The following is a 19,072-nucleotide window of genomic DNA, read 5'->3' as shown; positions in this document are numbered from 1 at the left end:
GTGTTAATGGTGGCCCACAGCCATCAGGTCCCTCCATGATTCCGTCATCTGCTCCCGCATTCGTCGCGGGGCCCCCGCCGCGCCATTTCGCACTCCGCATCGCGCTTCTCTTCTCAGCGCCGCTGATCGTCAACGGTTTCGCGATGCCGTACTTTCCGGTCTGGCTGAGCAGCCTGTCGCTCAGCGACTTCGAAATCGGCATAGTGCTTGCAGTTCCGATGTTCGTCCGGGTGATCACCGCACCGCTGGCGGGCGTTCTCGCAGACCGAATCGGGGAGCGGGCGATCGTCCTGATCTGGTCGGGCATCCTGTCCTTCGCCGGGGCAATCGTTCTTTTCTATGCGCAGAGCTTCTGGCCGGTGCTCGTCATCTACACGCTGCAATCGGCGGTTTATTCGCCCTATGTGCCGATCGTTGAGGCGATAGCACTTTCGGGCGTGCGGCGCTGGGGATTCGACTATGCGCAGATGCGTGTCTGGGGATCGGTCGCCTTTATCGGGGCGACGATGCTGGGTGGCTGGCTGATCGGAGTCGTCGGCGGGCAGATGGTCCTGCCCGCAATGGCGGCAGGCTTCGCGCTCACCATACTGTTGGCGGTGGCCGCGCCGCGTGTCGGCCGTCCGCGCAGGCCATCACCGATTACCGCAATCACCGAGCCGCCGCCGCAATCGCTGCGCCAGGCGGACCTGCAACTGCTTTTGGTCGGCGTGACGCTGGTCAACAGCAGCCATGCGATGCTCTTCGCCTTCTCTGCCATCTACTGGCAGCATATAGGCTACAGCGGCACGCAGATCGGCATTCTCTGGAGTGCCGGCGTCGCAGCGGAAGTGCTGATGTTCTTCCTTGCCAGGGCGATCGTCCGCCGGTTCAGCGTCTGGACGATGATTTTCTCCGGCTGCCTGCTCGCGGTCGTGCGCTGGCTGATTTTTCCGATGGATCTCGGCTTCTCGGGCTATTTCGTTCTGCAGTGCTTCCACGCCTTCACCTATGCGATCATGCATACGGGCATGCAGCACAAGCTGGTCGAGCGTGTCGCGGAGGAGCAGGAGGCGTCGGCGCAGGGGCTTTACTTTTTCTACACCGGCATCTTCACGGCGATCTTCACCTTTCTGTCGGGCTATTTCTACGCCTGGTTCGGCGTCGACGGCTTCTACTCCATGTCGGTGGTCGCGCTTTCCGGCTGCCTTTTCACTTTCCTCGGCTGGTATCTTCAGCCCCAGAGGCTGGCTTCCGGCGGAAAGACGAGCGAGACCTCGTAGCGAAGGCCCGGCGTGCGGTCTTTCGAAAGCAGCAGCGGTCCGTCGAGATCCACGAAATCCGCGCCCTGCGCGACAAGCACCGCCGGCGCCATGGCGAGCGAACTGCCGACCATGCAGCCGACCATGATCTTCAGACCGAGGGCTTCGGCTGCAGCGCGCATGCGCAGGGCCTCGGTCAGCCCTCCGGTCTTGTCGAGCTTGATGTTGACCGCATCGTAGCGGCCGACGAGCCTTTCGAGGTCCTCCGTGGCATGCACGCTTTCGTCGGCGCAGACGGGTACGGGGCGGGGCAGGGAGGCGAGTATCTCGTCGCGGCCGGCCGGCAGCGGCTGTTCGATGAGGCTGATGCCGTTCTCGGCGCAGGCGGTGAAATGGGCCGTAAGGTTGGCTGCCGTCCATCCCTCATTGGCGTCGAGAATGATGCGGCTCGCCGGCGCGCCGGTCCTGACGGCGCGAATGCGCGCCGTGTCGTCTGCCGTTCCGACTTTCACCTTGAGAAGCGCGCGATGGGCGTGTTTCGCGGCCTGGGCCCTCATCTCCTCCGGTTCGCCGAGCGATAAGGTGTAGGCGGTGGTCAAAGGCGTCGGCCCGGCTATTCCGGCGAGCGCGGCAGCGGAGCTTCCACTGCGCTTTGCCTCGAGATCCCACAGGGCGCAGTCGACCGCGTTTCGAGCGGCGCCGGCCTTCATCGCCTTCTGCAGGTCGGTGCGTGTCATACCCTCTTCGATGAGCGGTCGTACGGTCTCGATGGCGCTCAGCACCGACTCGACCGATTCGCCGTAGCGGGCATAGGGAACGCACTCGCCCCAACCCGATAGCTCGCCGTCGGTAACGCGACAGGTGACGACGCTTGCCGTGGTTTTCGAGCCGCGCGAAATGGTGAAAGCCCCGGCGATCGGGAAATGTTCGACGGTGGCTGTAAGAGAAATCGGCATAGGGACCCCTTGACTTCATACGCTCCGGACCGCGGACGGCGGACTTTCGCGAAGCTTCCGGCCCATTGTGTCATTTCTGTCGCACCAAGGGCACTGTACGACTTTGAATTCCCGCATGATTTTGTCATCAAATCGATTCTGGTTTAAGAGACTATGCGGAGAACGAACTGAAAGACCGATATCACGTGACGCGTGCCCAAACAGAGACCGCTGCCGACGTCGTCGTCGATGAGGGCGCCGCCGGAAACGGTCGGCGCTATGTGTTCAGCGGCGACTGGCGGCACGAGACCGCGGAGGAGATGGCCGCCAAGCTGAAGCGGCTTGAAAGGCCCTCCGATGGGCAGAGCGAGTTTGACTTCTCCGGCATCACCGCGATGGACACGGCCGGTGCATGGATCATTCGCCGCTTCATGCACGAGGCAGCCGACGACGTTCGGTTCACGGGCGGCGAGCGTTATGCCGAACTGGTCCGCGCACTGCCGAAGCAACTGCGCAGCCCGGAAGAGAGTGGTACCAGAATGCCGCTTTTTCAGCGGCTGTTTACGCCCGTGGGTGAGCTGACGGTCTCCATCTGGACCGACACGGTAGCGGCCATGTACATCCTGGGGTCTGCGGTACGCGGCGCGCAGATGAAGCTCGGGCGTCACGCGGGCGTTTCGCCTGCTGCGATCGTCCATCAGATCGACCGCATGGGCGTCATGGCGACGCCCATTATCACCCTGATGTCGTTCCTGATCGGCGCCATCATCGCGCAACAGGGAGCGTTCCAGCTCCGTTCTTTCGGAGCGGAAATTTTCGTCGTCGATCTCGTCGGCATCCTGCAATTGCGCGAGATCGGCGTGTTGCTGACCGCGATCATGATCGCCGGTCGGTCGGGCAGCGCGATTACCGCCGAGATCGGCTCCATGAAGATGCGCGAAGAGGTCGACGCGCTCAAGGTCATGGGCTTGAGTCCGGTCGGCGTTCTCGTCTTTCCGCGTCTCGTGGCGCTGACGATTGTCTTGCCGCTCCTGACGATCATTGCGAACTTCGCCGCCCTTGCCGGCGCCGCCATGGTGGCATGGGCCTATTCCGACATCACGATCCCGACCTTTTTGGCGCGGCTGCAGGAAGCTGTCGATTTCTCCTCGGTCGCGGCCGGTATGATCAAGGCCCCCTTCATGGCCTTGATCATCGGCGTCGTTGCCGCAGTCGAGGGACTGAAGGTCGGCGGCAGCGCCGAGTCGCTCGGGCGGCGTGTGACCTCCTCCGTCGTCAAATCGATATTCGTCGTGATTCTGATCGACGGATTGTTCGCCATGTTCTACGCGGCAATCGATTTCTGAGGTAGGCGAACATGGTTCAAGCGGTCATCGAAAAGCAAGCGGATGCGGGGGAGAAGCGAGAGGCGGTTCTCTCCGTGCGCGATCTGACCGTCGGCTTCGGAGACCATGTGGTTCTCGACAATCTCAATCTCGAAGTGCTGCGTGGTGAAATCCTCGGCTTCGTCGGCGCCTCGGGTACCGGGAAGTCCGTACTGATGCGCACGGTCCTTCGGCTTCTGCCCAAGCGTTCCGGCACGATCGAAATTCTAGGCGCCGACTACGACAAAATGGGCGAGGCCGAGCGCATCGCACTCGATATGCGCCTCGGAGTGCTGTTCCAGCACGGCGCGCTTTTCTCGGCCCTGACGGTGCGTGAGAACATCCAGGTGCCGATGCGCGAATATCTGGATCTGCCGCAGGACCTGATGGACGAACTCGCGCGCCTGAAAATCGAACTGGTCGGCCTCGCACCGGAGGCCGCGGAGAAATACCCCTCGGAGCTTTCCGGCGGCATGATCAAGCGCGCGGCGCTTGCGCGCGCGCTTGCGCTCGATCCCGATCTCGTCTTTCTCGATGAGCCGACATCCGGACTCGATCCGATCGGGGCCGCGGAGTTCGACGAGTTGATCGCCAAGCTGCGGGACACGCTTGGATTGACCGTGTATATGGTGACGCACGATCTGGACAGCCTGTTTTCGGTCTGTGACCGGATCGCGGTGCTCGGCAACAAGCGCGTTCTCGTCGAAGGCACCATCGAGGATATGCTCGCCTGTGACGAGCCCTGGGTGAAGTCTTATTTCCGGGGCAAGCGCGCAAGGGCGATCGTGCGCGAGCAGGATTGAGACGGGAATGCGGGAGGCGGGGGAGCTACAGCAAGCCTGCTCGCAGAATACATGAACAGGCGGCAAGGACCGCAAAGGTAGGTAATGCCGATGGAAACTAAAGCGAATTATGCCATTGTCGGCTTCTTCACCGTCCTGGTCATCGCCGCGGCCTTCGGCTTCGTCTATTGGATGTCGCAATATGGCCGAACCGGCCAGATGGTCGAACTCGTCGTCAACATTCCCGGATCGGCCAACGGTCTGTCGGTGGGCTCACCGGTGCGCTTCAACGGCATCAACGTCGGCAGCGTGCGCAATCTTGCGATCGATGCCAATGATCCTCGCTATTCGATTGCGATCACCGAAGTCTCGGCCGATGCGCCGGTCATGAAATCCACAACGGCGACGCTCGAGGTGCAGGGGCTGACGGGAGCGGCCTATATCGAGCTCAGCGGCGGTCGCAAGGGGGACGAGAATATCCTCAAGACCGCGCTGGAAAACGGCACCCAGGCGCACATCCTTGCCGATCAGTCGAGCGTCACCAGCCTGCTGGCGACCGCGGACCAGATCCTCGACCGCGCGAATTCGGCGATCACGGATATCCAGAGCTTCGTCACCGACGTGCGTGGCCCGCTGACGGCCACCATCGGCAACGCGGAGCGCTTTTCCAAGGCGTTGGCGGACAATTCCGGTGCGATCGACCAGTTCCTGAAAAGCGTCGAACAACTGTCCGGCTCCGTCAATGCTGCATCGAAGAAGCTCGATGATACGCTTGCGAGCGCGGACAGGCTGATCAAGTCGGTCGACCCGAAGAAGATAGACAACATCGTCAGCAATGCCGAGCAGGTGAGCAACAATCTGAAGGATGCTTCAGGCGGGGTATCGGAAGCGATCGCCGGATTCCGGCGCACGGTGGAAACCTACGATCAGTTCGGCAAGAGCGCGCAACAGACGTTGAAGCGGGTCGATACACTGGTGGCTGCCGTCGACGCGCAGAAGGTCGGGCTGGTCGTCAACGATATCACGGCCGCGAGTGCGGACGCCCGCAAGATCGCCGCGCAGGTTTCGGACTTTGCCGAAAAGATTTCCGCCCGGCAGGGGGACATCGATCAGACGATCACCGATTTCACGCAAATGTCCAACAAGCTGAATGCGGCATCGAACCGGGTCGACAGCATCCTGGTGAAGATCGACGGCTTCCTCGGCGACGCGGACGCTCCGTCGCTTTCTGCGCAGGCACGCGAAACGCTCGAGTCCTTTCGGCGGGTGGCGGAGAACCTGAATGCGCAACTGGGCCCTATAGCCGAAAATCTCAAGCGTTTCTCCAATTCGGGACTGCGGGACGTCGAGGCGCTCGTCGGCGACACGCGTCGCACGGTTCAAAGCCTGCAGAATACGATTTCCGAGTTCGATAAAAATCCGCAGCGGCTTCTGTTCGGCGGCGAAACGGTTAAGCAATATGATGGCCGCACGCGTCGGTGATTCGTTTATCGACGGTCGCGGGCAGGTTGCGTTGAGGGCGGGAAGCTGAACGGCGCCGCGTTGCTAGGGGATATTTGGCGTATGGGTTTTCCGGGTCTGGTAGGTTTTCGTGGCGCGAGAGGGGCCCGGTCTGCGGTGGTTCTTGCATTGGCGGCGATGCTGGCGGGGTGCGGCTCGCGCCAGGCGGCCAACGACACGTTCAGTCTGGCGTCCGTTCCTGCGGTGGAGCGTCCGGGAGCTACGAACCGCCAGCTTCTCGTGCCTGAACCGACGGCGCTGAAGACGCTGGGCAGCGACCAGATCGTCGTTCGTCTTTCGAGGTCGGAACTGCAATACCTCGCCAGGGCCCAATGGGGAGACAGTCTGCCGCGTATGGTGCAGGACAGGCTCGTCCAGACATTCGATAACACCGGCAGGATTCGCGTCGGTAAACCCGGCCAAGGGCTCGCCATCGATTATCAATTGATAACCGAGCTCAGAGCCTTCGAAATATCCACCGATGGACCGGCAACGGCGGTCGTCGAGATATTCGCCAAGCTACTGGACGACCGGAACGGTACCGTCCGCAAACAGCAGGCCTTCCGCGCCGTCGTGCCCGTGCGTGGCGCCGGCAATCCCGCCTTCGTCACCGCACTCGACGCCGCTTTCGCCAGGGTCGCGGCCGACATCGTCGGCTGGACGCTCAGCTCCATCTGAGGGAAGCCGTCTCTCTGATGATTATTTCTGATCTGAGATCAGCCGCATTTGTGCAGGTGAGGGGCCGCTCACCCGCGCCCCGCCTTCGCGCGTTCGATGCGATTGACGACTTCGGCGACGCCTTCGACCGATAGGGCCGCCTCCTCGGCGCGGGCGATCTCCTCTTCGGTCGCCACCGTACCGGCGAGCAGGATCGTACTGCCCGAGCCCGTCACCGTGACCTCTATGGCGTCGAGGCCCGGCGCGACCGCAAGACAATGAGCGACCCGGCGCTCGAGTTCGGCGGGATCTTCGGCAGGCAGCCTCTCGGGGTCATCGCCGAAGAATGTCCTTTTCTTGAAGACCATGCGTCGCTCCTTCTCTCCTGGAGAGGGAAACGCCGACGCGGCGCATTTGTTCGCCGCCTCAACGATGGTCGAATAAGCTGCGATTCACGGCCAGCGTACGAGTGGGGGCAGGGAGGAGAGGATCGACTCCACGTTGCCACCCGTCCTGAGACCGAAGATCGTGCCGCGGTCGTAAAGCAGGTTGAACTCGACGTACCGGCCGCGGCGCACGAGCTGCTCGTTTCTATCCTGTTCGGTCCAGGGCTTGTGGAAATTCGTCCGGACGATTCTCGGATAGACGAGTGCGAAGGCTTTGCCGACATCGCGCGTGAACGCGAAATCCGCGTCCCAACCGCCGAGCTCCTCCGCAGAGCGCAGCCAGTCGTAGAAGATCCCGCCGGTGCCGCGCGGTTCGTTCCGGTGTTTCAGGTAGAAATACTCGTCGCACCACTGCTTGAATTTTGCATGATCGGCGACGGGGTGCCTATTGCAGGCGATCTCCATGGCACGATGAAAAAGGACGGTATCCGGATCGGTCATGATGCGCCGGCGGTCCAGGACCGGCGTGAGGTCCGCACCGCCGCCGAACCAATTGCTGGTGGTCACGACCATGCGCGTGTTCATGTGCACGGCAGGGACATTGGGGTTGACCGGGTGGGCGATCAGCGAAATGCCGGATGCCCAGAAGCGCGGATCTTCGCTCGCGCCGGGAATTTGGTCGCGGAACTCCGGCGAGAACTCGCCGAAGACGGTGGAGGTGTGAACCCCCACTTTCTCGAAGACGCGCCCTTCCATCATGGACATGCGACCGCCGCCACCGGCACCTTCCTCGCGCAGCCAGTCCTTGGCGAGGAAACGGCCTGCCGGACGATCCGACAGCGGACCTGTCAAATCGTCCTCGATCGCCTCGAAGGCGGCGCAGATCGTGTCGCGGAGGCTTTCGAACCAAGCCTTCGCCGCTGCTTTCTTGTCTTCGATGTCGGCCGGCAGGCCCTGTGGCAGTTGCGGTCTTTCCATGGGAATGCACTTCCGTTCGCGGATTTCCCTGCTGAAAACCGCCGATTCGATGTCGCCGCCACAGTCCATATTTTCAGCGGCTTGGCAACGGTGCCACGGCGACAGCGACAGTCTACCGCAATCAGGGCCTCATCGCAGGATCGGGACAAATGACTGGCAATAATGCGGCGCTCATCCTATCTTTTCGCCAGAGGTATGGCCCATGGCGAAGATACCCCCAGGACCGCCGCTGGACGGCTTGCGGCGCCAGATCGCCCGGCATCGCCGGGAGCACCCCACACGAAGAGACGGGCTTTTCGTGCGCGAGACGTTTCGGCTCGAGCGCGATGCCGCGCGGGCCAAGGCGCGGGAGTGGTTCGATACCTGGCCAAAGGCTGCCTATTGGACCGAAGTCGAGAGCTGGCGCCAGCTCGAAGGCGGCGAGATCGAGTTCACGATGCGCCGTCTCCCGAGCGCAGACTGATTGCCCCCGATCCCACCGTTCATACCGACAGGCAAGATGCATCTTTGTCCATCGATAATAGCGTGGCCAAGATCATGGCGGCGCGATAAACCAGTTTGTGTCTCCCTCTCGCCATTGCGCGTATTCCCGAACCTGCCCCGATGCCCGTTCTCAGTTCCATCATCGTGCTCTCCATCACCCAGATCATCGCTTGGGGAGCGATGTTCATGTTCGTCTCGGTGACGGCGGACGGAATGGCGGACGATCTTCTCCTGAGGCCTTCGGCCATCTATCTCGGCCCGACCGTCATGCTGGTCGCGATGGCCTTCTGCTCACCGCTGCTTGCGCCGGTCTACGCGCGCCACGGGGCGCGGCTCGTGCTCGCTTTCGGTTCGGCAGCCGCGGCTCCGGGGCTGTGGTTGCTGGCCGGCGCCGGAGGTCCGGTTTCCTATTTTGCGGCCTGGGGCATTCTTGGTCTGGCCGGGGCGGCAGCACTCACGACTTCGGCTCAGGTGTTCCTCACGGAGATCGCGGGCGAGGGCGCGCGTCGTGCCATAGGGGCGCAGATGCTCGCCATGGCGCTCGCACCCACGATCGCCTGGCCGGTCACGACTTTCTGCGAGGCGGCTCTCGGTTGGCGCGGCACATTCGTTCTTTATGGCGCGGTGATGCTCCTTGCCTGCGCGCCCTTGCATTTTTTCGCTTTGCCCAGGCGCGAGCCGCCAAAATCCGATCCCCGGGTCGCCAAATCGAATCGATCTGCGTCGCCGGCTGTTCGTCGCCAGTGGCGCGTCGTTGCCCTGATCACGGCGGCGGTCGCGCTCAACGGCTTTGTTACCTGGGGTTTTCAGCTTGTGGTGATCGATCTTTTCCGCAGCTTTGCCGTGCCGGGCTATCTGGCGGTCGGCTTCGGGTCGGCCATCGGGTTCATCCAGCTCTCGGCGCGGCTTTTCGATTTCCTCGGCGGCAATCGCTGGGACGGGTTGACGACGGGCTTGGTTGCCGCGGCGATCATGCCGCCGGCACTGCTGGCGCTCGCGCTTGGGCAAGGGGCGGAATGGTCGATCGTTCTCTTCCTCGTGCTCTATGGCCTTTCAAGCGGCGCCATGTCCGTCAGCAGGGCGACGATGCCGCTCGTCTTCTTTTCTTCTACGGAATATGGGGCGGTGGTGGCGCGCCTCGGCCTGCCGCTCAACCTGGCGTTCGCCGCCGCCCCGCCGTTCTTTTCGTTCCTGCTTGGCGAGGCGGGCAACAGGTGGACGCTGGCATTTGCGCTTCTCTGCTCCCTCGGTGCGTTGGCCAGCATGGCTCTGCTCTCCCGTATGAGGCCTGGACAGTCGGGTCAGCCGACTAACTGGCCTCATGCTCCGCCCCATCGGCGGGATCGATGAGGCGCGGCCCCGTTCCTTCGGAGGCAAGAACGTCCCATGGATTGCGCAAGGGACAGTCGCGCATCGACAGGCAACCGCAGCCAATGCAGCCTGTGAGCTGATCGCGTAGCGCCGTCAGCTTGGCGATCCGCTCGTCGAGCTGCTGCCGCCAGGTCTTCGAGAGCCGTCCCCAGTCGTCCACCGTCAGCGGCCGGTCGTCGGGGAGCACCGATAGGGCCGACTGGATCTCGGCAAGCGGGATACCCGTACGCTGGGCAACCTTGATCACGGCCACCCGCCTCAGGACGGAACGCGGGTAGCGCCGCTGATTGCCCCGGCTGCGATTGCTGCGGATGAGGCCCTTGGTCTCGTAGAAATGAAGCGTCGACACCGCGAGGCCGCTGCGTTCGGCTACTTCGCCGACCGTCAGCTCGCGCTTGACATCATTGGGTTTGTCTTTTTTCACGGCTGCTATTGACCTCAACTATAGTTGAGGTTCTATAGCATGAGCTCCCTGCAACCGACAACATGGAGCCGACATAGCATGACTGAAAAGATGACCCTTGCCCTGATCTACGGCAGCGCACGGCAGGGCCGTTTCTGCGACACGGTCGCGAGCTGGCTCATTCGTGAGCTCGAGACGTCCGACGTGTTCAGCCTGACGATCATCGATCCCGTCAGAATGAAAAGCGCTCGCGGCGACAAATCCGCCGGTCCAGCCGAGTGGATGGAGCGGAAGGTCGCCGAAGCGGACGCATTCATCGTCATCACTCCGGAGTACAACCACGGCTACCCGGCGGCCTTGAAGGAGATGATCGATGCGGTCTATGAGCCCTGGCACGCAAAGCCGGTAGCCTTCGTTTCCTATGGCGGCGCATCGGGCGGCATACGGGCCGTCGAACAATTGCGGCAGGTCTTCGGCGAATTGCACGCCGTCACCCTTCGCGACGGCATCTCCTTCGCCAAGGCCTGGTCGAAGTTCGATGCGGCGGGAAATCTCTACAAACCGGAAGAGATGCGTGCGCCGCTATTCCTGATGATCGACCGGCTGACCTGGTGGGCGCGCACCCTGAAATACGCACGCAAGGCAACGCCCTACAACGAGATCGCCGCATGACCGCCGTCAGGACACCGGACCGGGGGGCCGCTGAGGGCCGCCGCTCGTTTCGGCTCAGAAGGCGCCGGTCTGCCGCAGCGCTTCTCCGGCGATCATGGCGGTTGCCATGGCGATGTTGAGCGAACGCTGGCCGGGCGCCATCGGTATGAGGATGCGCGCTTCGGCCCGTTCGTGGACGTGATCGGGAACCCCGGCGCTTTCCCTGCCGAAGAGAAGGACGTCGTCCGGCCGGAAGCTGAAGCGCGTATAGGGGGCGGCCGCCTTGGTGGAGGCGAGCACGAGGCGTCTGCCGGTGCTCGACCGCCATGTTTCGAAACGCTCCCAGTTGACGTGCCGAGTCATGGTCACCGCCGCGATATAGTCCATTCCCGCACGCTTGAGATTGCGGTCCGAAAGATCGAAACCGGCAGGCTCGATGATGTCGACCGAAAGACCGAGGCAGGCGGCGAGCCGCAGGATCGTTCCGGTATTGCCTGGGATGTCAGGCTGGTAAAGGGCGATGCGGAGGTCGTTCATGCGCTTGTCGATAGAAGGGATTGGAGCGTGGGAGTGATTGATGACGGTTCCTATGCCACCGATCGGCCTCGCGATCCATGGTCGGGTGTACTCCGAGACGATTCATTCGGGGCCGCTTCTTTTGCCGCCGCTAATTTGTGCCGTATTGGCAACAGACCAACGGCCGGCGAAAAATTGGTCAAGAAAATGCCTGCGACAATCTGGCATGGCAGCACGAATAAGGTTAAAGCTCTGTCCTCTTCAACGCGAACCGAAGGAGGCATGCATGACTGTTCTGATGTTGACGCGCCTCCCACGAGTAACACGGCCTTTCCTGGCCTGACCGGTTCCGCGCCTCTGCTTTTTTCGATCGAGCGATGCGCGCTCCGGTTCATCCGGGGTCATGCTCCGCTCGCGGGCGTCATTTCCGGGTTGTATTTTTCAAGATAGAGAATGCGGGGCGACCCGCTTTCCTTCAAGCTATCTGAAGGGGCTAGACAATGTTCGGCTGGTTTGAATCCCGCCTCGATCCTTATCCGACGGAGGAGCCGAAGCTTCCGCCAAAGGGTCTCTTTGCCTTTTGCTGGCACTATACCAGGCCCGCGGCTCCGTGGCTCTTGATCATGTCGATCTGCACCATGCTGATCGCGATCGGCGAAGTGGCCTTGTTCCAGTTCCTGGGCAATGTGGTCGATTGGCTGTCCACCGCTGACCGCGAAACCTTTCTTGCGACCGAAGGCGGCAGGCTCGCCTGGATGGCAGCCCTCATTCTTATCGGTCTGCCGGGGCTGGTCGCCCTCGACTCCTTCGTGATGCATCAGGTGTTGCTCGGCAATTATCCGATGATCGCGCGGTGGCAGATGCATCGCTATCTGCTCAGGCAGAGCATGACGTTCTTCGCCAACGAGTTTGCCGGGCGCGTGGCGACGAAGGTCATGCAGACGTCGCTCGCGGTCCGCGAAACGGTGATGAAGATCCTCGACGTCTTCGTCTATGTGGTGAGTTATTTCGCGACGATGCTGATCGTCGTGGCGGCCGCGGATTGGCGCCTCGTGATGCCGCTCGGGCTGTGGCTCGTCATCTATATCGTGATCGTCACCTATTTCGTTCCGCGGCTGCAGAAGATCTCCAAGGAACAGGCCGACGCGCGCTCGATGATGACCGGACGCATCGTCGACAGCTACACCAATATCGGGACCGTCAAGCTTTTCTCCCATGCCGGGCGGGAGGAGACATACGCCCGCGCGGGCATGGACGAATTCCTGAGCACCGTGTACCGGCAGATGCGGAAGGTTACGCTCTTCCACATATTCGTCTACGCAAACAACTGTGTCGCCCTTTTTTCCGTCGGCGCTCTCGGAATCTATCTGTGGCTGACGAGCGGAATCTCGATCGGCGCGATCGCGGTTGCGATCGGTCTTGCCATGCGCGTCAACGGCATGTCGCAATGGATCATGTGGGAAGTGTCGGCGCTGTTCGAGAATATCGGCACTGTCTATGACGGCATGGGCATGATGACCAAGGAGCACGACATCGTCGACAAGCCGGCTGCCGTGGCGCTCAAGGCGGACCAGGGTGCGATCAGCTTCGAAGACATCCGCTTCCATTACGGCAAGGCCAAGGGCGTCATAGACCGGCTTTCACTCGATATCCGGCCCGGGGAGAAGATCGGGCTGGTCGGCCGCTCCGGCGCCGGCAAGACGACCTTGATGAACCTGCTTCTGCGCTTCTACGATCTGGAATCCGGCGCGATCCGGATCGACGGCGTGGACATCTCGACCGTCACCCAGGACAGCCTGCGTTCCCAGATCGGCGTCGTGACGCAGGACACGTCGCTGCTGCATCGCTCCATTCGCGACAACATCGCCTATGGGCATCCGCAGGCAAGCGACGACGACATCATCGCCGCCGCGAAGAAAGCGAATGCCTGGGACTTCATCCAGACGCTCGAAGACAATCTGGGCAGGCGAGGGCTCGACGCGCAGGTCGGGGAACGCGGGGTCAAGCTTTCGGGCGGCCAGCGGCAAAGGATTGCGATCGCCCGTGTTTTCCTGAAGGACGCACCGATCCTCATCCTCGACGAAGCGACGTCTGCGCTCGACTCGGAGGTGGAGGCGGCTATTCAGGAAAATCTCTTCGCACTGATGTCCGGCAAGACGGTGATCGCCATCGCGCATCGCCTATCCACGCTGACGGAGATGGATCGCCTGGTCATCCTCGAAGCCGGCCGGATCGTCGAGACCGGCTCTCACGGCGAACTCGTCGCCAGGCGCGGCATTTATGCCGATCTCTGGTCGCGCCAGTCCGGCGGCTTCATCGCCGACGAGGTCGAAAAGGAGGAGGCGGCGGAGTAATCCGCCGCCTCCGGGCCACTGCCGGCTCCGCGTTCAGCGGGCCGGCGTTACGCAATCGTAATGGGCGCGGAAGCGAAAACGGATTGCCCGGATTTCAGAACCGCCTATATCGGAACGATGCTGCGCGCCATCGTCAAGATTTTCGAAAACTGGATCGACCCCTTTGCGCCGCGCGAGCGGCTGCAGCCGCCGCGGTCGCTCTTGGGTTACGCCTGGTTTTACGCCAGCCAGGCGAAAGGTCCTTTCCTCGCCATGGCCGTGCTCGGCGGTCTGGTGGCGATGCTGGAAGCCGGCCTGTTCTATTTCGTCGGTCGGCTTGTCGATGTGCTCGACACGATCCGACCGGAGGACGGCTGGCATGGGTTGATCTCGACCAACGGACCGGAACTGCTCTTCATGCTGCTGACGGTCCTGGTCTTCCGCTTCCTTGCGGTGACGCTTGCCGCGCTGGTGGAGGAGCAGTCGATCATCACCGGCTTCCTGAACCTGGTGCGCTGGCAATCCTATGTCCATGTCGCGCGCCAGTCGCTCTCCTTCTTTCAGAACGACTTTTCCGGGCGTATCGTCACCAAGGTCTGGAGCGGCGCACAGGCGACGAGCGACCTGATCGTTTCGCTGTTGCAGGTGGTCTGGTTCATCGTGATCTACACGGCCTCGACCATGGCGCTGATCGCCCAGTTGGACTGGCGGTTGGCGGCGATGGTCGCCTTCTGGATCGTGATCTTCCTGGTGCTCGCGCGCTATTTCGTCCCGCGTGTGCGCAAGCATGCCCGCGACACGGCGGAGATGGCGTCGATGCTGAACGGCCGCATGGTCGATGCCTATGCGAACATCCAGACGCTGAAGCTGTTCGGCAGTGACGAAGAGAACGACCGTTATATTCGGGGTGGGTTCCACCGTTTCCAGGGAGCAGTCATCCCTTTCACGCGCCTGCTGACGGGGGTGAGGGCATCGCTCGCGCTTTTGTCCGGCATGATGATCGCGGCGATCGCGGTCTACGCCGTTCACTTGTGGTTGGCGGGCGCGGTCAGTTCCGGCGCCGTCGCGTTCACCCTGGCGCTGGTCCTGCGCCTCAACATGCTGCTCGGGCGGATGATGTCGCAATTCAATGCGATCATGCGCAATATCGGCACGATTCAGAATTCGGCGGAGCTGGTATCGCAGCCGATCGGGCTGACCGACCGGCCGGGCGCACCGGAACTGCGGGTCAGCCGTCCGGAAATCCGCTTCGAACATGTGACGTTTCACTACGGCAGGGGCGGAGGGGTCATTGACGACTTTTCGCTCACCATCCGTCCGGGCGAGAAAGTCGGCATTGTCGGCCGTTCGGGTGCCGGCAAGTCGACCCTCGTCAATCTGCTGTTGCGATTCTACGATCTCGAAGGAGGGCGGATCCTCATCGACGGACAGGACGTCGCTGCCGTCCGGCAGGAATCGCTGCGCAGCCAGATCGGCATGGTCAGCCAGGACACGTCGCTTTTGCACCGGTCGATCCGCGACAATATCCTCTTCGGGCGACCGGGGGCGGGCGAGGAGCAATTGGTCGAGGCGGCGCGCAGGGCGGAAGCCCATGACTTCATTGTCGATCTGCAGGATCAGCGCGGCCGCAGAGGGTTCGATGCACATGTGGGCGAGCGCGGCGTCAAGCTTTCCGGCGGCCAGCGCCAACGTATCGCAATTGCCCGGGTCATGCTCAAGGATGCGCCGATTCTCGTGCTGGACGAGGCGACCTCGGCGCTCGATTCGGAAGTGGAAGCGGCGATTCAGTCCAATCTGGAACGGCTGATGCAGGGCAAGACGGTGCTGGCCATCGCGCATCGGCTATCGACGATCGCCGCGCTCGACCGGCTCGTCGTCATGGACAGGGGCCGTATCGTCGAGGACGGCACCCATGCCGAACTCATCGCCAACGGTGGTCTCTACGCCGATCTCTGGTCGCGCCAGTCGGGCGGTTTCATCGCGCGCGAAGAGGCCGCGGAATAGGGCGCTCCGCGGCGCGGCTATAACGCGTCAAGTCCTTGTGCCAATTGGTCGCGCCTTTCCCCGCGACAATCTGCCCGCGGCCCCTTGTCAAGGCTGGACATAATCTGCGATCAGGCATAGAACGCGCCGGATTGATGGGAAATCTGCGTGCAGAATTTTTCCCGGATTCTGACATCCGATCCGTGGCTTGCCTCAAGGGGCCGGATGGGGTGTCAGCGTTTGACGGGGCGTGGTTCCAGGCTCGGGACGGGGCAGGAAGCGCGCCGGGGGCGGATGCGGTTTCCGCAACATTTGCGTGAGAGGATGTTTTAGCCGTGAGCGAACACGAGACTTCAAGCGAGACCATGGGCGAGCCCACTCGCCGCGATTTCCTATACCTGGCTACCGGTATGGCCGGCGTTGTCGGGGCCGGTGCGGCGGCATGGCCGTTCATCGACCAAATGCGTCCGGACGCATCCACGCTGGCGCTTGCTTCGATCGAAGTCGACGTTTCGAGCTTGCAGCCGGGCATGTCGCTGACGGCGAAGTGGCGCGGCAGGCCGGTCTTCATCCGCAACCGCACCGATAAGGAAGTGGAAGAGGCCAAGGCCGTAGCACTCGAAGAATTGAAGGATCCGGTGGCGCGCAACGCCAACCTTCCGTCCGATGCCGAGGCAAACGATCTCGATCGTTCCGCCGGCGAGGGCAAGGAAAACTGGATCATCATGGTGGGGGTCTGCACCCACCTCGGTTGCGTTCCGCTCGGTCAGGCGGGCGATTTCGGCGGCTGGTTCTGTCCCTGCCACGGCTCGCACTACGACACGGCCGGCCGTATCCGCAAAGGCCCGGCACCGGAAAACCTCGCCGTGCCGACCTTCTCGTTCGTTTCCGACACAGTCATCAAGATCGGTTGAGGGGACTACTGATAATGAGTGCTGATCATTCAACCTACACGCCAACGACAGGCATCGAGAAGTGGGTTGACTCCCGTCTTCCGCTGCCTCGGCTCGTTCACGACTCGTTCGTCTCCTATCCGGTTCCGCGCAACCTGAACTACGCTTACACCTTTGGTGCTATGCTTTCGGTGATGCTGATCGTGCAGATCCTCACCGGCGTCGTCCTGGCCATGCACTATGCCGCAGAAACGAGCGTCGCCTTCAATTCGGTCGAGAAGATCATGCGCGACGTCAATCACGGCTGGCTGCTGCGTTACCTGCACGCCAACGGCGCGTCGTTCTTCTTCATCGCGGTCTACCTGCATATCGCCCGTGGCCTCTATTACGGTTCCTACAAGGCGCCGCGAGAGATCCTCTGGATCCTCGGCGTGGTCATCTATCTCCTGATGATGGCGACCGGCTTCATGGGCTACGTGCTGCCCTGGGGGCAGATGTCCTTCTGGGGGGCAACCGTCATCACCGGCTTCTTCTCGGCCTTCCCGCTGGTGGGCGAGTGGATCCAGCAGTTCCTGCTCGGCGGCTTCGCCGTCGACCAGCCGACGCTCAACCGCTTTTTCTCGCTGCATTACCTTCTGCCGTTCATGATCGCAGGCGTCGTCGTCCTGCACATCTGGGCGCTGCATGTCACCGGCCAGACCAACCCGACCGGGGTGGAGGTCAAGTCCAAGTCCGACACCGTGCCCTTCACGCCCTATGCGACGCTGAAGGATGCGCTCGGTGTATCGGTTTTCCTGATCGTCTATGCCTGGTTCGTCTTCTACATGCCGAACTTCCTCGGACACCCGGACAACTATATTCCGGCGGACGCGCTGAAGACTCCTGCTCATATCGTTCCGGAATGGTACTACCTGCCGTTCTACGCGATGCTGCGGGCAATCACCTTCAACGTCGGCCCGATCGACTCCAAGCTTGGCGGCGTTCTGGTGATGTTCGGCTCGATCCTCATCCTGTTCTTCCTGCCCTGGCTCGACACGTCGAAGGTCCGCTCGGCTGTCTACCGCCCCTGGTACAAGCTGTGCTTCTGGATCTTCGTTGCTAACTGCATCATGCTCGGCTGGCTGGGTTCGCGCCCGGCGGAAGGCCTCTATGTCGTGATGTCGCAGCTCGGCACGTTGTATTACTTCGCCTTCTTCCTCGTCATCATGCCGATCCTCGGTCTGATCGAGACGCCGAAGCGCATTCCTAACTCCATCACCGAAGCGGTGCTGGAAAAACAGAATGCCAAGGCGCAGTTGAAGCCCGCACGCGCCTGACCGGAACAGCGATCGATAAGGAATCCACAACAATGAAAAAGCTTGTTACAGGCATTCTGTCACTTGCTGTCGTCGCCGGTCTCGGGTTTGGAGCGGCTGTCGCGCAGGACGAAGCAGGCGGCGAGGAGCACGCCGGGGGCACGCCCCACTACCCGATCCACAAGCCGGAACAGCAGGACTGGACTTTTGCCGGGCTGTTCGGCCACTACGACAAGGGGCAGCTGCAGCGTGGCCTGAAGGTCTACACCGAGGTCTGTTCGGCCTGCCACTCGATGGAGCTCGTCTCCTTCCGCACGCTCGAGGATCTCGGTTACTCCGAAGCGCAGGTGAAGGCCTTCGCTGCGAATTACGAAGTCGAGGACGGTCCGAACGCGGATGGCGAGATGTTCACGCGCAAGGCCGTTCCGTCCGACCACTTCCCGTCACCCTTCCCGAACAAGGAAGCGGCGGCTGCTTCGAACAACGGCGCGGCACCGCCGGATTTTTCGCTGATCGCGAAGGCACGCGGCATCGAACGCGGTTTCCCGCAATTCGTCTTCGACATGTTCTGGCCCTACCAGGAAGGCGGTCCGGATTACATCCATGCGCTTCTGACCGGCTATCAGGATCCGCCGGCGGGCGTGGAAGTGGCCGAAGGCACGCATTACAACCCGTATTTCGCCAGCGCCGCGGCACTCGCGATGGCACCGCCGATCTCAGACGACCAGGTCACCTATGACGACGGCGCCCCCCAGACCGTCGACCAATATGCCAAGGACGTCTCGGCGTTCCTGATGTGGGCCGCCGAGCCGCATCTGGAAGATCGCAAGCGCACCGGCTTCATGGTCATGGTGTTCCTGCTCATCTTCACGGGCCTCATCTACCTGACGAAGAAGTCGGTCTACGCGAACAAGGAACATTGATCCGGTTTGCCTGCTGGCCAGCAGGCCTGACCGACAGGAAGCCTCGGTGTTTTTTACCGGGGCTTTTTTTGTGGCATGCGGGCAGAACGCAGAATTTGAAGCGAAGGCCTGCCGCAGGTATTCTCCCCCATAAGGGGGGAGACGACACGCGGCTTGACCTTCACCTATCCCAAACAATGCCGTTGGCAGACCGCGTCGCTTGAAGCGAGTGCCAGCCGGTTTCTCTCCGTGGCAACGGCTCCCCCCGGAGGACTCTTCCCGCGCCGCAGACGCGGCGCTGCTGGATCCCTGTGACGAGCACTGTTGGGGTGGACGGCTCCCAACGGCATCGCAATGTGCCAGAGTGAGTCGTTAAGATATCAATCGAGGGAGACCGTCCGT

General features: G+C 62.1%; 18 protein-coding genes. 13 read left to right on the top strand and 5 right to left on the bottom strand.

Going from position 1 to position 19,072, the window contains the following annotated elements:
• Window positions 1-35: 35 nt before the first annotated feature.
• Window positions 36-1,259 (top strand): MFS transporter, encoded by a 1,224-nt coding sequence (locus ACFHWW_RS30655; protein WP_379943010.1) that lies wholly within the window; start codon window positions 36-38, stop codon window positions 1,257-1,259.
• Here the strand turns inward: ACFHWW_RS30655 and dgcA are convergent.
• Window positions 1,211-2,194 (bottom strand): N-acetyl-D-Glu racemase DgcA, encoded by a 984-nt coding sequence (dgcA, locus tag ACFHWW_RS30650; protein ID WP_379943008.1) that lies wholly within the window; start codon window positions 2,192-2,194, stop codon window positions 1,211-1,213. The two genes, ACFHWW_RS30655 and dgcA, sit on opposite strands and share 49 nt — an antisense overlap.
• A 185-nt stretch (window positions 2,195-2,379) precedes the next feature.
• Here dgcA and ACFHWW_RS30645 point away from each other — a divergent pair, with 185 nt between their 5' ends.
• The 4 genes from ACFHWW_RS30645 to ACFHWW_RS30630 all read left to right on the top strand — a co-directional run bounded on the left by ACFHWW_RS30645 (window position 2,380) and on the right by ACFHWW_RS30630 (window position 6,497).
• Window positions 2,380-3,519, top strand: a complete 1,140-nt coding sequence (locus ACFHWW_RS30645; protein ID WP_379943006.1) for an MlaE family lipid ABC transporter permease subunit — start codon at window positions 2,380-2,382, stop codon at window positions 3,517-3,519.
• A gap of 11 nt (window positions 3,520-3,530) precedes the next feature.
• Complete coding sequence (locus ACFHWW_RS30640) at window positions 3,531-4,340, top strand: ABC transporter ATP-binding protein (protein WP_100673109.1); 810 nt, start codon at window positions 3,531-3,533, stop codon at window positions 4,338-4,340.
• Window positions 4,341-4,430: 90 nt separating this feature from the next.
• Window positions 4,431-5,801 (top strand): MlaD family protein, encoded by a 1,371-nt coding sequence (locus ACFHWW_RS30635; protein WP_164867046.1) that lies wholly within the window; start codon window positions 4,431-4,433, stop codon window positions 5,799-5,801.
• Window positions 5,802-5,882: 81 nt separating this feature from the next.
• Window positions 5,883-6,497 carry an ABC-type transport auxiliary lipoprotein family protein gene (locus ACFHWW_RS30630; protein ID WP_100673111.1) on the top strand — a complete coding sequence of 205 codons (615 nt, stop codon included), beginning with the start codon at window positions 5,883-5,885 and terminating at the stop codon, window positions 6,495-6,497.
• 68 nt (window positions 6,498-6,565) lie between these two features.
• Here ACFHWW_RS30630 and ACFHWW_RS30625 read toward each other — a convergent pair whose 3' ends face one another.
• Window positions 6,566-6,844, bottom strand: a complete 279-nt coding sequence (locus ACFHWW_RS30625; protein ID WP_100673112.1) for a BON domain-containing protein — start codon at window positions 6,842-6,844, stop codon at window positions 6,566-6,568.
• A gap of 84 nt (window positions 6,845-6,928) precedes the next feature.
• Window positions 6,929-7,840, bottom strand: a complete 912-nt coding sequence (hemF, locus tag ACFHWW_RS30620; protein WP_275597833.1) for an oxygen-dependent coproporphyrinogen oxidase — start codon at window positions 7,838-7,840, stop codon at window positions 6,929-6,931.
• A gap of 202 nt (window positions 7,841-8,042) precedes the next feature.
• Here hemF and ACFHWW_RS30615 point away from each other — a divergent pair, with 202 nt between their 5' ends.
• Window positions 8,043-8,303: a hypothetical protein gene (locus tag ACFHWW_RS30615; RefSeq protein WP_003534130.1), complete on the top strand. Its 261-nt coding sequence runs from the start codon at window positions 8,043-8,045 to the stop codon at window positions 8,301-8,303.
• Between the two features lie 140 nt (window positions 8,304-8,443).
• Window positions 8,444-9,673 (top strand): MFS transporter, encoded by a 1,230-nt coding sequence (locus tag ACFHWW_RS30610; protein ID WP_379943002.1) that lies wholly within the window; start codon window positions 8,444-8,446, stop codon window positions 9,671-9,673.
• Here the strand turns inward: ACFHWW_RS30610 and soxR are convergent.
• Window positions 9,633-10,118, bottom strand: coding sequence for a redox-sensitive transcriptional activator SoxR (soxR, locus tag ACFHWW_RS30605; protein WP_100673114.1), 486 nt, complete (start codon window positions 10,116-10,118; stop codon window positions 9,633-9,635). The genes ACFHWW_RS30610 and soxR overlap by 41 nt on opposite strands.
• Window positions 10,119-10,196: 78 nt before the next feature.
• Between soxR and ACFHWW_RS30600 the strand changes: the two genes are divergently transcribed.
• Window positions 10,197-10,769, top strand: a complete 573-nt coding sequence (locus ACFHWW_RS30600) for an NADPH-dependent FMN reductase (protein ID WP_010969495.1) — start codon at window positions 10,197-10,199, stop codon at window positions 10,767-10,769.
• A 54-nt stretch (window positions 10,770-10,823) separates the two neighbouring features.
• Here the strand turns inward: ACFHWW_RS30600 and ACFHWW_RS30595 are convergent, their stop codons facing one another.
• On the bottom strand, window positions 10,824-11,285 hold the full coding sequence (locus tag ACFHWW_RS30595; RefSeq protein WP_379942999.1) for a tRNA (cytidine(34)-2'-O)-methyltransferase: 462 nt from the start codon (window positions 11,283-11,285) through the stop codon (window positions 10,824-10,826).
• 479 nt (window positions 11,286-11,764) lie between these two features.
• On the opposite strand from ACFHWW_RS30595, the gene ACFHWW_RS30590 reads away from it, so the two are divergent.
• From ACFHWW_RS30590 to ACFHWW_RS30570, 5 genes are all read left to right on the top strand, one after another.
• The gene (locus ACFHWW_RS30590; protein ID WP_379942997.1) at window positions 11,765-13,618 is read left to right on the top strand and encodes an ABC transporter ATP-binding protein; all 1,854 of its coding nucleotides are present in this window, start codon (window positions 11,765-11,767) and stop codon (window positions 13,616-13,618) included.
• Between the two features lie 117 nt (window positions 13,619-13,735).
• A complete protein-coding gene (locus ACFHWW_RS30585) occupies window positions 13,736-15,601 on the top strand; it encodes an ABC transporter ATP-binding protein (RefSeq protein WP_379943086.1) in 1,866 nt (621 codons plus the stop codon).
• Window positions 15,602-15,915: 314 nt separating this feature from the next.
• Window positions 15,916-16,494 carry a ubiquinol-cytochrome c reductase iron-sulfur subunit gene (gene petA, locus ACFHWW_RS30580; RefSeq protein ID WP_275597835.1) on the top strand — a complete coding sequence of 193 codons (579 nt, stop codon included), beginning with the start codon at window positions 15,916-15,918 and terminating at the stop codon, window positions 16,492-16,494.
• A gap of 14 nt (window positions 16,495-16,508) precedes the next feature.
• Window positions 16,509-17,789: a cytochrome b N-terminal domain-containing protein gene (locus tag ACFHWW_RS30575; RefSeq protein WP_338282897.1), complete on the top strand. Its 1,281-nt coding sequence runs from the start codon at window positions 16,509-16,511 to the stop codon at window positions 17,787-17,789.
• Window positions 17,790-17,821: 32 nt separating this feature from the next.
• Window positions 17,822-18,691, top strand: a complete 870-nt coding sequence (locus ACFHWW_RS30570) for a cytochrome c1 (RefSeq protein ID WP_100673119.1) — start codon at window positions 17,822-17,824, stop codon at window positions 18,689-18,691.
• Window positions 18,692-19,072 lie beyond the last annotated feature (381 nt).

The organism is Sinorhizobium sp. P24N7 (assembly GCF_042436655.1).
GTDB lineage: Bacteria > Pseudomonadota > Alphaproteobacteria > Rhizobiales > Rhizobiaceae > Sinorhizobium > Sinorhizobium meliloti_A.
The sequence above is the reverse complement of the archived record's forward strand: the minus strand, read 5'-3'. Positions and strand labels throughout refer to the sequence as shown.